Annotated in this window: 14 protein-coding genes and 1 tRNA gene; 6 read left to right on the top strand and 9 right to left on the bottom strand. The window is 68.3% G+C overall.

Going from position 1 to position 13346, the window contains the following annotated elements; genetic code table 11:
• Positions 1 to 172: 172 nt before the first annotated feature.
• Positions 173 to 245: transfer RNA gene (locus CW348_RS10945), tRNA-Arg, on the bottom strand.
• A gap of 562 nt (positions 246 to 807) precedes the next feature.
• Here CW348_RS10945 and CW348_RS10950 point away from each other — a divergent pair.
• Positions 808 to 1776 carry a cobalamin biosynthesis protein gene (locus CW348_RS10950; RefSeq protein ID WP_011292647.1) on the top strand — a complete coding sequence of 323 codons (969 nt, stop codon included), beginning with the start codon at positions 808 to 810 and terminating at the stop codon, positions 1774 to 1776.
• A 55-nt stretch (positions 1777 to 1831) separates the two neighbouring features.
• On the opposite strand, the gene CW348_RS10955 is transcribed toward CW348_RS10950, so the two are convergent.
• The gene (locus CW348_RS10955) at positions 1832 to 2311 is read right to left on the bottom strand and encodes a hypothetical protein (protein ID WP_061783829.1); all 480 of its coding nucleotides are present in this window, start codon (positions 2309 to 2311) and stop codon (positions 1832 to 1834) included.
• Positions 2312 to 2489: 178 nt separating this feature from the next.
• On the opposite strand from CW348_RS10955, the gene CW348_RS10960 reads away from it, so the two are divergent.
• Positions 2490 to 2930: an NfeD family protein gene (locus tag CW348_RS10960; RefSeq protein ID WP_011292649.1), complete on the top strand. Its 441-nt coding sequence runs from the start codon at positions 2490 to 2492 to the stop codon at positions 2928 to 2930.
• Positions 2931 to 3020: 90 nt separating this feature from the next.
• On the top strand, positions 3021 to 4100 hold the full coding sequence (locus CW348_RS10965) for an SPFH domain-containing protein (protein ID WP_011292650.1): 1080 nt from the start codon (positions 3021 to 3023) through the stop codon (positions 4098 to 4100).
• A gap of 384 nt (positions 4101 to 4484) precedes the next feature.
• Here CW348_RS10965 and CW348_RS10970 read toward each other — a convergent pair whose 3' ends face one another.
• Together CW348_RS10970 and CW348_RS10975 are read right to left on the bottom strand one after the other, a co-directional pair.
• Positions 4485 to 5453, bottom strand: a complete 969-nt coding sequence (locus CW348_RS10970; RefSeq protein ID WP_011292651.1) for a quinone oxidoreductase — start codon at positions 5451 to 5453, stop codon at positions 4485 to 4487.
• A gap of 57 nt (positions 5454 to 5510) precedes the next feature.
• The gene (locus CW348_RS10975) at positions 5511 to 7445 is read right to left on the bottom strand and encodes a serine/threonine-protein kinase (RefSeq protein ID WP_011292652.1); all 1935 of its coding nucleotides are present in this window, start codon (positions 7443 to 7445) and stop codon (positions 5511 to 5513) included.
• Between the two features lie 287 nt (positions 7446 to 7732).
• On the opposite strand from CW348_RS10975, the gene CW348_RS10980 reads away from it, so the two are divergent.
• Entirely contained in the window at positions 7733 to 7996 is a 264-nt protein-coding gene (locus CW348_RS10980; protein ID WP_011292653.1) for a DUF6504 family protein, read from the top strand.
• Positions 7997 to 8126: 130 nt separating this feature from the next.
• On the opposite strand, the gene CW348_RS10985 is transcribed toward CW348_RS10980, so the two are convergent.
• Entirely contained in the window at positions 8127 to 8354 is a 228-nt protein-coding gene (locus CW348_RS10985) for a hypothetical protein (RefSeq protein WP_104612607.1), read from the bottom strand.
• 180 nt (positions 8355 to 8534) lie between these two features.
• Between CW348_RS10985 and CW348_RS10990 the strand changes: the two genes are divergently transcribed.
• Entirely contained in the window at positions 8535 to 9662 is a 1128-nt protein-coding gene (locus tag CW348_RS10990) for a sensor histidine kinase (protein WP_016189035.1), read from the top strand.
• Positions 9659 to 10345 carry a response regulator transcription factor gene (locus tag CW348_RS10995; RefSeq protein ID WP_104612624.1) on the top strand — a complete coding sequence of 229 codons (687 nt, stop codon included), beginning with the start codon at positions 9659 to 9661 and terminating at the stop codon, positions 10343 to 10345. Before CW348_RS10990 ends, CW348_RS10995 begins: the two co-directional genes overlap by 4 nt.
• Before the next feature lie 5 nt (positions 10346 to 10350).
• Here the strand turns inward: CW348_RS10995 and CW348_RS11000 are convergent, their stop codons facing one another.
• Genes CW348_RS11000 through CW348_RS11015 form a run of 4 tightly spaced genes read right to left on the bottom strand, consistent with a single transcriptional unit; the run spans position 10351 to position 13345 of the window.
• Positions 10351 to 11937 carry a polyamine aminopropyltransferase gene (locus CW348_RS11000; RefSeq protein ID WP_104612608.1) on the bottom strand — a complete coding sequence of 529 codons (1587 nt, stop codon included), beginning with the start codon at positions 11935 to 11937 and terminating at the stop codon, positions 10351 to 10353.
• A complete protein-coding gene (locus CW348_RS11005; protein ID WP_011292658.1) occupies positions 11937 to 12359 on the bottom strand; it encodes a DUF350 domain-containing protein in 423 nt (140 codons plus the stop codon). The genes CW348_RS11000 and CW348_RS11005 overlap by 1 nt, the downstream gene beginning before the upstream one ends.
• A 40-nt stretch (positions 12360 to 12399) precedes the next feature.
• The gene (locus CW348_RS11010; RefSeq protein WP_011292659.1) at positions 12400 to 12810 is read right to left on the bottom strand and encodes a hypothetical protein; all 411 of its coding nucleotides are present in this window, start codon (positions 12808 to 12810) and stop codon (positions 12400 to 12402) included.
• Positions 12800 to 13345, bottom strand: a complete 546-nt coding sequence (locus tag CW348_RS11015; protein WP_104612609.1) for a DUF2617 family protein — start codon at positions 13343 to 13345, stop codon at positions 12800 to 12802. The genes CW348_RS11010 and CW348_RS11015 overlap by 11 nt, the downstream gene beginning before the upstream one ends.
• Between the last annotated feature and the right edge of the window lies 1 nt (position 13346).

The raw sequence follows: 13346 nt of genomic DNA on the forward strand, positions 1-13346 counted from the left end.
ACCCCCCTCAGACACCACTGTGAGTATTGCAACAGTTGCACAGTGCTACAGAATGGAGGGCGGGTGGTCCAGTCAGGCTGGAACGCATGCGCCAGCCGACAGAGGTGGGCGGGCTGCGGTGCGCCTTGTGAACGACGGCGGGCAGACCGCGTGCGGCCTGCCCTGGTCGCGGCGCGCCCGGCAGGATTCGAACCTGCGACCATCGGATTAGAAGTCCGGTGCTCTATCCACTGAGCTACGGGCGCTCAGATTCAGTTATGCGGGCATACGCCCTCAACGACGGATCCGTGATGTCCGGGACAGCGACAAGGTCGGCACGTCATGGGACGATCCGGAGCCGAGGCGACATTCTAGGGGATAACGCCGATGCCGCTCATGATCGCACGAAATCGTAGCAATACGAGCCATATGCCGTCAGGACGGTTTGCTGTGCAGTCCCACCGGACCGGGAGGTAAGGGCATCCTCGACCACGTTACCGCCCGTCTGGCTCCGTTCCGTGTCATGACAACAGCGTTTCCTCAGGTCTTATGCACTGTTTCGGGCACGGCGCGGGCACTGGCCGCTTCGACGTGCCCGCTGTTTGCCTGGTCAGCCACTGGCAGGCGACAGCCGTACCGGCAGAATGCGGTGGGCGGACAGCGGCCCCGACATGCGGAACCCACCCCACAAGAGACACACGCTGTGGTGCCGTTCTCACTATAAGCGTTGACTTTCCGGTCTGTTTTTCTTCCCGGAAGTCTGGGCACCGGTCCACCGCCCGGGGAGGCAGGGACCATGGCCAGCAGCCGGGCCTCTAGGGTCAGGGCATGCGGAAAAAGCGTCACACCTCTCGCCGGACGTGGGCGTGGGGGCTCGTAGCGGGAGCCGCCGTGGACCGGGTCGTTGCCGACCCCCAGCGCGGCCATCCGGTGGCGTTGTTCGGCACCGCCGCGGCACGCCTGGAGCGGCTGCTGTATGCGCCCAGCCGGGTGCGGGGCGCCCTGTTCGCTGCCGCGGCCCTCGCCCCCGTCGCCGCCCTTGGGGCATTCGCTGACACGCGTACCGGGCGCTGGCGTGCTCTCGCGGTCACTGCCGCGACGTGGACCGTAGTCGGCGGAGCCATGCTGGAACGGGAAGCTGCGGCCCTCGCCGACGCCCTGCACTCCGGGGACCTGGCCGAAGCGCGGCGCCGCCTACCTCACCTCTGCGGCCGGGACCCCCGGGGTCTCGACGAGCAGGCCCTCGCCCGCGCCACGATCGAATCCGTGGCTGAGAACACCTCGGACGCGGTGGTCGCCCCCCTGGTGTGGGGTGCCCTGCTCGGGTGCACCGGGCTGCTCACCTACCGTGCCGTCAACACCCTCGACGCGATGGTCGGCCACCGCTCTACCCGGTATGCGCGGTTCGGCTGGGCCGCAGCCCGCCTGGACGACATGGCCAACTGGGCGCCGTCCCGGCTCACCGCCCTGCTCGCGGTGGCCGCCGCCCCGCTCATCGGGGGTGATCCGCGTCGCGCGTGGCGGAGCTGGATCCGCGACGGACAGCGTCATCCCAGCCCGAACGCGGGCCAGTGCGAGGCCGCATTCGCCGGGGCGCTCGGGGTGCGCCTCGGCGGGCGCAACATCTACGACGGCAGGGTGGAAGAGCGGCCCCAGCTCGGTGACGGCCCGCCTCCCGCAGCAGCGGACATTCACCGCGCCATCCGCCTCAGCCGGGCTGTCACGGTGGGGGCTGTCCTGCTTACCGCGGCCGCTGCCTGGGGACTGGCCGTAGGAGACCGCCGCGGAAGGCGTTGAACCCGTCCCCGGTGCCGCACCGAGCTGAGGGTGCCGGCACCGGGACAACCGCTGCTTAGCAGGTCAGCGAGCGGACGTAGTGGAACTGCTGGTGGATCCGGACGACGTCGCTGCGGGACCGTACCGGCACCTGCGTGGTGAAGAACCGGTCTCCGAAGACCACGGTGATCTGGATCGTCCCTTCCACACGGGTCTCTTTCACCAGAAGCAGCAGCAGGCTGAGCGCGCAGATCACGAAGAAACCGAGCAACGCCACGACGATGGCCCAGGCGGGGGTGGACTCGCGCACCGTGGTCAGGTCGTTGATCGTCCACATGCTCCCCCGCAGGGGAAAGGTGCCGGCTGGCGTATATACCGTGCTCTGCGTGACCGTGATCTCACCTAAAACAGCGATCGGCGTCTCAGAAACCGCGGGGAGCGGGGCAAAGTATCCGCCGGTGGCAGATTTGTCCGGGGGCATCGGGTCAGGCACGCCGCCCTGATTCCAGGCGTCAGCGGGATCCTGACCGCCGTACGGTCCGGGATAGTGGTTCATAATCCGAGTTTCTCCCGGATTTCGTGTGTGAGGGCAGGGAGATCGGAAAAAGAAAACCTGACGAGAAGATCGCCCGTGTTCTCTGATGTCACGATTGGTTCGCTGTGGGAAACCGGCGGTGCAAAGGGGGGATTTGCGGGTAGTTTTACGAATGCGCCCCTCGAAGGCGGGAGTGGATATGTCGGTGTGGGTTGTCTGGTTGGTTCTGGCTGTCGCGCTTGGCGTCGCCGAGCTGTTCACACTGACCCTTGCCCTGGGACTCATTGGTGCGGCGGCGCTCATCGCCGGGGTGGTGGGAGCGTTCGGGGTGGGCTTGACCGGGCAGGTCCTCGTGTTCGCGGTTGCGTCGGCCGCCGGTCTGCTCGTGGTCCGGCCCATTGCTCGCCGTCATATGACTCAGCCGCCGCCGCTCCGTTCCGGAACAGAGGCGCTGGTGGGGCGGAGTGCACTCGTGGTTGAGGAGATCACCGCGACCGGCGGCCGGATCAAACTCCAGGGCGAAGAGTGGTCGGCCCGGTGCCTCGACGAAACACTGCGTATCCCGGTCGGCGCCCACGTCGACGTCATGGAGATCGAGGGTGCTACCGCGGTGGTGTACCCGAGAGACGAGCTGCCGTGACCGCGGACCGTCGTTCCAGGGCCCGCCGTGTCTTTGTCAACGTCCTCGTTCCCTTAGCCGGGCAGCCGCTGCAGGAGGAGTGACGCCGCCATGGCTCTACAAATCGTCCTCATCGCCCTCGCGATCCTTGTCGTCCTGGGCGTGATGTCCACCGTACGGATCGTCCCCCAGGCGCGCGCCTACAACGTGGAGCGCTTCGGCCGCTACCTGCGGACCCTGCAACCGGGCCTCAACTTCATCGTCCCCATCGTGGACCGAGTCAGCACCAAGTTCGACCTGCGGGAACAGGTGCTGTCGTCCCGCCCGCAGCCGGTGATCACCGAGGACAACCTCGTGGTCAACATCGACACCGTCCTCTACTACCAGATCACCGACCCGCGGGCCGCCGCCTACGAAGTCGCCAACTACCTGCAGGCCATCGACCAGCTCACCATCACCACCCTGCGTAACGTCATCGGCGGCATGGACTTGGAGCGGACGCTCACGTCCCGGGAGGAGATCAACTCGCGGCTGCGCGGGGTGCTGGACGAAGCCACCGGCAAGTGGGGTATCCGCGTCAACCGGGTCGAGATCAAAGCCATCGACCCGCCGCCCACCATCAAAGAGGCCATGGAAAAGCAGATGCGGGCCGAACGCGACAAGCGTGCCGCGATCCTGCACGCGGAAGGGGAACGCCAGTCCCGGATCCTCAAAGCCGAAGGTGCCCGCCAGCAGGCCATCTTGGAAGCGCAGGGTGAGCAGCAGGCCGCGATCCTCCGTGCCGACGGTGAAGCCAAAGCCATTGAACGGGTCTTCCAGGCGGTGCACGCCAACAACGCCGACGCCAAGCTGCTGGCGTACAAGTACCTGGAGACGCTGCCGACGCTCGCACAAGGCCAGGGCAACACGTTCTGGGTGATCCCCGGGGAGCTCACCCAGGCGATCCAGCACTTGAGCCAGGCGTTCGCCCCGAACCGCGAGGGCGCTTCCGCTGAGACAGCGCAGGAGGAGCCGGCTGCTGCAGCGGAGACACCTCCCGAGCTCACCCAGAGCGACGGCCCCAGCGCTGAAACGCTGCACGCCGCCGACGTGGCCGCTGACCAAGCGGCCAAAGCGGTCAAAGAAGCGAAGAATGAGGCCCAGGCCGCAGCTTCTCCCCATTTGCCGAGCCAGCGCGACACGCAGTCGTAGGGCGGGTCTCGCCCGGAATGTTTTCCAGGGCTGTTCCCGCCCCGGTACCGGGGCGGGAACAGCCGAGCACGGTGGTGCGCACAACGAAAAAGGACGGATCCGGGATGTCGCTCGCACATCAGATCCCGGCCATCCTTTTTTCGTTTTCCCGCACAGTCCACCCGATTCTCACTCCGCACGAGGAGCCATTCCTTTCCTCTCCCTGCCCGACCAGTAAATACGTTGAGAAATACGGTGGGAGGAGGGGTGGCTCAGGGATGCTGCGGGACTGGGAAATGGCGTCGGCGCGGCAGCCAGGCACACCATAAATCCGCTGCTGTTTCGGTGTTGCGAACACCGGGGTGCGCCCGTGCCGCCCCGCCGTAGAGTGCGGTGCGGGCGGCGCTAGTCGACGAGCAGCAGTTTGCCCATGGTTGCCCGGGAGGCCAGGTCGGTGTGGGCCCGCGACGCCTCCGCCAGCGGGTAACGTCCCCCGATCTGCACGGCAAGTTCCCCGGAAGCCACGAGGCCCAACACCGCGGAGGCGCGTTCGAGCAGCTCCTCCCGGGTGCGTGTGTAGTGGCCGAGCGACGGCCTCGTCAGATAGACCGAGCCGGCAGCGTTGAGCCGCTGCGGGTCGAACGGCGGCACCACCCCGCTGGACTGTCCGAACAGCACCAGCATGCCGCGAGGGCGGAGGCAGGCCAGGCTTACGTCGAAAGTGGCCGCGCCCACGCCGTCGTAGACGACCGGCACCCCTTCCCCGCCGGTGAGCCGCCGTACTTCGGTGGTGACATCCTGCTCGGTGTAGCGGATGACTTCGTCGGCCCCCACCGCGCGGGCTTGGCGCTCCTTGGCTTCGGTGGAGACGGTGCCGATGACTCGGGCCCCGCGCCGCTTGGCGAGCTGGACGATGAGCTGCCCGGTGCCGCCGGCGGCGGCATGCACCAGGACAGTGTCGCCCTGCTGGATCGGATAGGTCGAATGGGTGAGGTAGTGCGCGGTGAGCCCTTGGAGGAGGACCGCGGCAGCCTGGTCAAGGGTGACCTCGTCGGGGACGGGCACGAGGTCTTTGGCGGCGGCCACGGCACGCTCCGCATACGAGCCGCGCAGCGCGACGGACGCCACGCGGTCGCCCACGGACACTTCGGTGACGCCCTCCCCCACGGCACTCACCACACCCGCGCCCTCACTGCCCGGGATCCACGGAAGGGACACAGGGTAAATGCCGGTGCGCTGGTAGATCTCGATGAAGTTGACCCCACGGGCCGCGATGTCGACGACGGCTTCTCCAGGGCCGGGGACCGGATCGGCGGTCTCGGTGGGCCGCAGGACTTCCGGACCGCCGGTCTCCTCGACAACGATGGCGCGCATGCGTGGCCTCCTCGCATTCGCGGGCACCGTGCCCGCGCAACAGGACAGACGTTACTGTTACGACCTTTCCCGCTGCCCGCCGTCCAACTGGTACACGGCAAAGTCGTCGAAGACGACCACGATGTTGTCGCCTCCGCCGATTCCCCGGCCGGCCAGCATGCCGGCCTGGGGGGCGTCTTCGCCGTCATAGGGCAGCGGGTTGGTGTCGACCGCCTCCAGGACGTGCTCCCCGTTGAGCCACAGGTTGAGGGTGACCGTGTCGGCTTCGGGGTCCAGTTCGCAGGTGAAGTCGAACGTGTTGACCGGCGCTTCCTCGGCGTCCCTGCTGGGGGTGAGGAAACCGGAGACGGGTTTGGCGGTGACTTCCTCCAGGTGGGTGGAGCCTTGTTCGCCGCCGTGGCGGCGGATCTGGGCTGCGCTGCCGTCCACGCGCACCGTGGCGGAGTAGTAGGTGACGTTGTCTCCGTCGTCGTTGTAGAAGCAGTGCAGCCCGTAGGTTCCGTAGTCCGGTCCGGACACCACCTGGGTGGTGGCGCTGACGCGCACCTGCTCCGGAAGTCCGGCGGGGGGAGCGACCGAGACCGTGGAGGTCCGGGTGTCCCCGTCCGCGCTGAGCGCGTAGCCGCCCTGGTAGTAGCCCGACCAGGAGAAGGTGTTCTCAGGGTCGAAGTCGTAGCCAGCCCACCCGTCCTGGTGGGTGAAGTCGTCTGCGTAGACCTGCATGCCTTCGGGCACTTCAGGGGAGCGGAACAGCACCAGTCCGCCGATGACTGCCCCGGCGAGGAGGGCGACAGCGCTCCCACCGGCGATCGCTATCGCGGGAGAAAAGCGTGTGCCCCGCGTCTTCTGCTCGGTGCCGTTGCCGCCCGGCGGGGTGGGGGCAGCCCAGGGCGGAGTCTGCGGAGAATGCTCGGGGAAGGGGGGAGCGGCTGCGGGCTGCCCGGCGGGAGGAGTAGCCCCGGGGTGTCCGGCGGAGGGTGTAGCGCTGGGCTGTCCGCCGGGAGGAGTGGTGCCCGGCTGGGTGGGAGGGGCCGCTGCTGCCGCGCCCACCTGGGCGGGCACGGCAGCCGGGTTCGGTCCGGAGGGGACCGCTTCCGGCCGCGAGGTGGCAGGCGGGGTCCAAGAGCGCACGACGGTCTCGTGGACCGCGTCCAGGCTCATCTCCTCTTGTCCGACCAGCCGGCTGAGAAGCTGCTGGGCGGTGGGGCGGTTGTCGGGGAATTTGTCCAGCGCGCTTTCCACGAGTTCCCGCAGTGCCGGGTCGAGCCCGGACAGGTTGGGCTGCCCGGCGACGATCTGGTGGAGCACTGCCGGAACAGTGGGGGCGTCGAAGGGGGCCCGCCCGGTGCCCGCGTAGGCGACGAGGCACCCCCACGAGAAGATGTCGGACATGGGGGTGGGGGGTTCGCCCGCGATGAGCTCCGGCGCCAGGTAGGCGGGGGTGCCCATGAGCTGGCTGGAGCGGGTCACCGCGGTGTCGTCGTCCAAGGCGCGGGCGATACCGAAGTCGATCACCTTCGGCCCCACCGAGGACAACAGCACGTTGGCGGGTTTGAGGTCGCGGTGGATGACGCCCGCCCCGTGGATCGCGGTGAGCGCCGCGGCAACCCCCATGGCGAGGCTTTCCAAGGTCCCGCCGTACATCGGACCGTCGGCCTGGATCGCTTCAGCCAGGTTGGGTCCTGCCACGTACTCGGAGACGATGAACAGCGGATCGCCCTCCAACTGCGCGTCGAGTACGGCGGCGGTGGAGAACCGGGCGACCCGGCGTGCCGCTGCCACCTCACGCGCGAAGCGTTGGCGGAACGCGGGATCCTCGCTGAGGTCAGGACGGATCAGCTTGATCGCGACAAGACGTTCCGCAGTGTCTTTACCGAGGTAGACCGTTCCCATACCGCCACGGCCTAGACGACCCACGATGCGGTAGGCGCCCAATTCTGTCGGGTCGCCGGGGCGGAGGGGTTTGGCGCGCTCGTGCCCGTTTCGCGTCACGGTAGGGATTCCTTAGAGGGACAAGGGGGTGCGGTTCGCCTCCCAAAGCCTAGCGATCTCGCCTGGGACAAGGGCGGAGGTATCGCTGCCTGGACGGTCGCAGTCAACCACGAAACCGGGGCATAAGGCGACTCAGTGTGGCAGGGCAGCGTACGGGCACCTTCCCCATTTCCCCTACGCAGCGTGATCTTCTCCCCTATCATTAGAACGCTTGTTCGAACACAGGTGCGAGTTCGGGCACTGGCCGGTCGTGGACGCGCTCATACCGGGAAAGGTGGGGAGCGGTGATGGCAGGACGGGACTACGGGGTCCCCGTGCAGGTCTGGGATCACTACGGGCGGCCGACACGATTCGCATGGCAGGGGCGGATCCACGTAGTCCAGCAGATTCTCGACCACTGGGTGACGGTGCGCGAGGACTACAGCGGCAACGGCAAACGACCGGAGCGGGTCTTCTGGCGGGTCCGTGCCGGCGTTGGGGCGGGCCTCGGGTTGTACGAGCTGCGGTACGACTCCACGACTGAAGACTGGCTGCTGGCCCGGACCGGGTGAGCTGGAAACGCAGCCACGGCGGAGCGGGCGCGCGCCCAGGCGGGTGGGGCCGCGCGCCCGCCGCGTCCCGGGCACGGCGGGATGGGACTACCGAGCGGCAGAGTCCTGGACTGGCGCGGCGCCGCGGGGGTTACTCCGGTACCAGGTTCGCTGCCGCCATCACGACGACGCCCACCACGGCCAGGCTCAGGTTGGCGTACAGCTCATAGCCGGCGAGGAAGTCGAGGTGGGGCAGGATCACCCGGTTGAAGACGTTCAGCAGGAGTCCCATGATCGGCTGGACGTAGAGATGGTCGATGGCCCCGCTGATGCCCATGAGCATCAGCACGAATCCCACTGTCTGCATCATTGACCGCATGCCGGTGACGCTAGACAGGCCACTCGGTCACGCGGATCGGTCAAGAGCACACGTTGGATTGACGGAAGTCGCCGTGTGGCCTCGCGGGCAGCGACGAAAGTAGCGACTGCGGTGACTTCGGTATGGTCTCGGGCCGCGCACCGGAAGACCCCGGCGCAGGGACCGTAGGCTCTTCTCAAGATGACTGCAGCCAAGCGTCCCCGCCGCCTCCGCGACTGGCTCGTGGACTTCGCACTGTTCGCCCTGGCCGTCGTCTGGGGCATCGTACTGTCCGGGCTGCGGATCAGCGCAGCCGAGGTCCCTAGCGTCGTCCCCGCATGGCTGTTCACCCTGGATCAAGCGGTCGGCGCATTGGGCTGCGGGGCGCTGTGGTTCCGCCGCCGCTGGCCCACCGAGGTAGCGGTGGCGCTCGTGCTGCTGTCGAGCTTCTCGGAGATGGTGTCCGGGGCGATGTTGGTCGGGCTGTTCACGGTCGCCGTGCACCGGCCGCCGCGCACTTCGCTGACGGTTTTTGCGCTCAGCCTGCTCGCTGCCGTCGCCTATGCGCTGCTGCGTCCCGAACCCGGCGCTCCCGGCCTGCTGCTGTTCTTCATCGGCGCGGCCTGTCAAGGCACCGCCACCGGCTGGGGACTGTTCGTGCACCACCGCCGCCGGCTCCTCGTGTCGTTGCGGGAACGCGCAGAGGCGGAGGCGCGACGCGCAGCCCGGGAGGAGATCGCCCGCGAAATCCACGACGTTCTCGGACATCGGCTGTCCCTGCTGAGCGTGCACGCCGGAGCGTTGGCGTACCGTCCCGACGCGCCCCCTCAAGACATCGCCCGCGCTGCCCGCGTGATCCGGGAAAGCGCCCACCAGGCGCTGCAGGACCTCCGCCAGGTGGTGGGTGTGCTGCGCGCCCCGGTCGGAGAACTGCCGCAGCCGGTGTTCGCCGACCTTCGCTCGCTCGTGGCTGAGGCCGAGCAGAGCGGGATGCGGATTCGCCTGGTCCAGGAGGTGGCCGGGGAGGTTCCCGACGCGTTGGGCCGGACCGTCTACCGGATCGTGCAGGAAGCGGTGACCAACGTCCGCAAGCACGCCCCAGGTGCGGCGGTGACCGTGGCGGTCAACGGGGCGGCAGGCACCGGGCTGGATGTGGCGGTGACCAATACCGCGCCGACAGCCCCCGCCAAAGCGGGCCAGGCTCCTGGCCCAGGGTACGGGCTGCTGGGCCTGGCGGAACGGGTGCGGGTCGCCGACGGGGAGCTGGAGTACGGGCCGCTTGCCGACGGCGGGTGGCGGCTTACGGCTCGACTACCCTGGCCGTCGTGACCCAGCCTGCCGATCCGCCGATCACTGTGCTGCTCGTCGACGATGATCCGCTCGTGCGCGCCGGCTTGACCATAATGCTGGGTGGGGCACCGGACCTGCGGGTGGTGGGGGACGCGGGCGACGGCGCCCAAGCGCTCGCCCTCGTCGACGAGCACCACCCGGACGTGGTGCTCATGGACATCCGCATGCCGGGCATGGACGGGCTGACCGCGACCGAGCGGCTGCGTGCCCGGCGCAACGCCCCCGAAGTGATCGTGCTCACCACGTTCGACGCCGATCAGCACGTCCTGCGTGCGCTGCGTGCCGGGGCCGCCGGCTTCCTGGTGAAGGACACTCCGCCTGAAGAGATCGTGGCGGCGGTGCGGCAGGTGGCCCGCGGCAACCCGGTCCTGTCCCCGACCGTCCTGCGCAGGCTCATCGCGCGGGTCGCCGACCCTGAGGCAGACCTGCGGCGGAGCCGTGCCCGGCAGCGGCTCGCCCACCTCAACGACCGGGAGCGCGAGGTGGCGGTAGCGGTGGGCCGCGGCCTGTCCAACGCGCAGATCAGCGCGGCCCTGCATCTGAGCGTGCCGACGGTGAAAACGCACGTCTCCGCCATTCTGGCCAAGTTCGGTTTCACCAACCGGGTCCAGATCGCCCTGCTGGTGCATGACGCGGGCCTTCTCGACGACGCGACGCCCTGAACTGGTCAGTACCCTTCCCACGCGGTGCGGTGGTAGTCGATGATGCGCGGGTTCAGCAGGGTCGACGGCTGGGATTCGCCCTGCGCCCCAGGCCGCCGGTCTTTGGGGAAGACTTGGGCGGCGTGCAGGACTGCCGCGTCGAGGAAGTCGGTGTCGGGCAGGTCGTCGGGGAGGGTGAGTGCGGGGGCACGGTCGGTCGCGGCGAGGAAGAACCCCCAGTCGCCGAAGCTGGGCACGTCCACGTGGTAGGGGGTGGTGTGCAGTCCGGCTTCCTCCATGCTCTGTCCGACACTCCAGTAGGCGCGGGAGGCGAAGTACGGAGACCCGGCTTGGACGACGACCCGCGCTTCTTCCGCCATAGCCTGCCGGACCAGTCCGTAGAACTCCACCGAATACAGTTTGGCGGTGTTGACGTCGTCAGGGTCGGGGAGGTCCACGACGATCGCGTCGAACTGCTCGGTGGTGGTCCGCAGCCAGGTGAACGCGTCGTCGTGGACGACGGTGACGCGTTCGTCGGCGAACGCATCCCGGTTGAGCGCGGTGATGCGGGGGTGGGTGCGAGCCAGGTCAACTACGGCCGGGTCGAGGTCGACGAGGACAACGCGTGCCACGTCCGCGTATTCGAGGATTTCGCGCAGGGCCAAGCCGTCCCCGCCGCCGAGGACGAGCACGGTGCGGCGCGGCCCGTTCATCACCGGGTGGACGAGCGACTCGTGGTAGCGGTACTCGTCCAGGGAGGAGAACTGGAGGTCGCCGTTGAGGAACAGCCGAAGGTCGGTGCGGGCGAGGTTCTCCGTGAGGACGATCTCCTGGTAGTCGGAGCGTTCCGCGTAGACCACTGGGTCTCGGTAGAGGGCTTGGCGGGCGTCCACTTCGAACCGCTCGGACAGGGCGAGTGCGCTCCCGGACACCGCCATGACCAGGGCGAGCCCGGCGGCGAGTCCGATCCTGCCGCCGCGGGTGAGGGAGTGCCGGAACAGCCAGAGCACGATCGCTATTCCGGTGACCGCGTTGAGGATGCCGACCAGGAGCACGCCTTCCAGCAGTCCGAAGACGGGCAGGAGCAGGAAGGGGAAAGCAAGGCCGCCGATGAGGCCGCCCACGTAGTCGGCGGCGAACAGGTCAGCGACCGCACTGGCGGCCTCTTGACGGCGTATGCGCTGGATGAGGGTCATCAGCAGCGGGATTTCCGCGCCGATGAGGACACCGATGAGGAAGGACAGGCTGACGAGGGCGGGCTGGTAGAGCGAGAACCAGGCGAACGCCGCATAAAGGATCAGGACGGATAGGCCGCCAAGCAGGGACAGCAGGCCTTCCACCACGGCGAACCAGAACGCGGGCCGGTGGGTGAGCTGTTTGGAGGCCAGGGATCCGATGCCCATGGCGAAGACCATGACCGCCAGGACCACGGACGCCTGGGTGATGGTGTCGCCGAGCAGGTAGCTGCCGAGGGCGACGAGAGCGAGCTCGTAGACGAGGCCGCACGCGGCGCAGACGAAGACCGCGAACAGCACGACGAACCGGGCGATCCGCGGGGGCAGGGGCAGGCGTTCCTTCTGCTCGGCTGGTTGCGCCGGTGTGGTGTCGACCATCAGTAGATGGCGGTGGCCACGACCGCTGCGACCGCGAGGTGGGCGGAGGCGTTGACCCAGGCGGCAGGGTGCAGTTCGTTCTCCGCGACGATCGAGCCGAGCTTGCCGGGGGTGAGCAGGTCGATGAGGAGGAAGGACAGTGCCATGAGGAGGAGGCCGACCAGTCCGTAGACAACGGTGGTGACCAGCCCGGCAGCGAGGTCGTTGGCGCTCGCGGCGATGGCGGTGGACACGACGATGGCCACGCCGAGGGTGTTGGACGCAACGATGAGCGTCGCGTTGCGGTTGCGGTTCGTCCAGATCAGTTCGTGGAGCTTGCCAGGGGTGAGTAGGTCGACGATCAGGTAGCCGAGAGCCATGAGCGCGATACCGACTACGCCGTAGGCCAGGCAGGCGACGACGTCGATGAGCAGTGGGTGCATGGGGGTTTCTCCTTCGGTTGAGGGGTGGGAGCGGGTAACACTATTTGCCCCAGCCCGGGCCGCCGCCCCGGGTGGAGCTGCCGCTGCGGTTGGAGCTGCTGTCGCTGCTGTCGACACCGACGTGCCAAGAGAAGCGGTTCCTCTTGCTGCATCCGACGTAGACGTACTCCCCGTTCTTCAGGTCGTAGGCACCGCCGTTGGGGTTGTATATGTAGCGGATTTCGCGGCGGTAGTCGCCAGTGCCGTCGGGCCGGTAGACATAGTCGCTGCCTCGCCGGTCGTAGTCGCCTCGGCCAGGGCTGTAGGTGTACACGATGTCGCGGTCGTAGTCGCCGCAGCGGGACCAGGAGCTGCTGCAGGAGGCGACGAAGACGACGATGAGCGCCAGCAGGCCCAGTCCGATGAGGACTTTCTTCTTGGCGGGGGCGGAGTTGTCGGGGTCAACGGCCATGACCGGGGTCCTCTCTTCCGGAGAGCGGAGGGTGGAGGTGGGTGGTGGACACGGTGGTCACCAGTTCTCCGGTCTGCGGGTAGGCGTGCCAGGTGTACCAGTGCAGGACCGGCCCCGCCCCGGCTACGAGCAGCGCGGTGATCGCGAGGGGGTTTCCGGGGAAGACGGCGAGGAGCGCCCCGGGGTGTTCGGCGAGCCGGTCGCGGACCGTGGTGGTGCGGGCGGTGAACTCGGCGCGGTCGAGGCGGTGCACGGAACTGGTGAAGTGGTAGCGCGCCGTTCCCGGCACGCGGAAGGCTGCCTCGGCGGGCAGTCCGCCGCCGACATCCGGCAGGCAGGCGACGGTCTCCACGAACCGGGTGGGCCCGTGGTCCACCACCACCTGGTGGGAGGCGCCCAGCACGCAGAGGCGGACACGGGCACCGGCCAGGGCCACGGTCCGGCTGACGAGCGGTTCGACGGGACCGTGGGTCACACTCCACGCCAGGTCGGCGGCGCGGGTGTCACTGAACGGGACATCGACGGCGATTCTCATC

The organism is Thermobifida sp. (assembly GCF_017577275.1).
Lineage (GTDB): Bacteria > Actinomycetota > Actinomycetes > Streptosporangiales > Streptosporangiaceae > Thermobifida > Thermobifida fusca.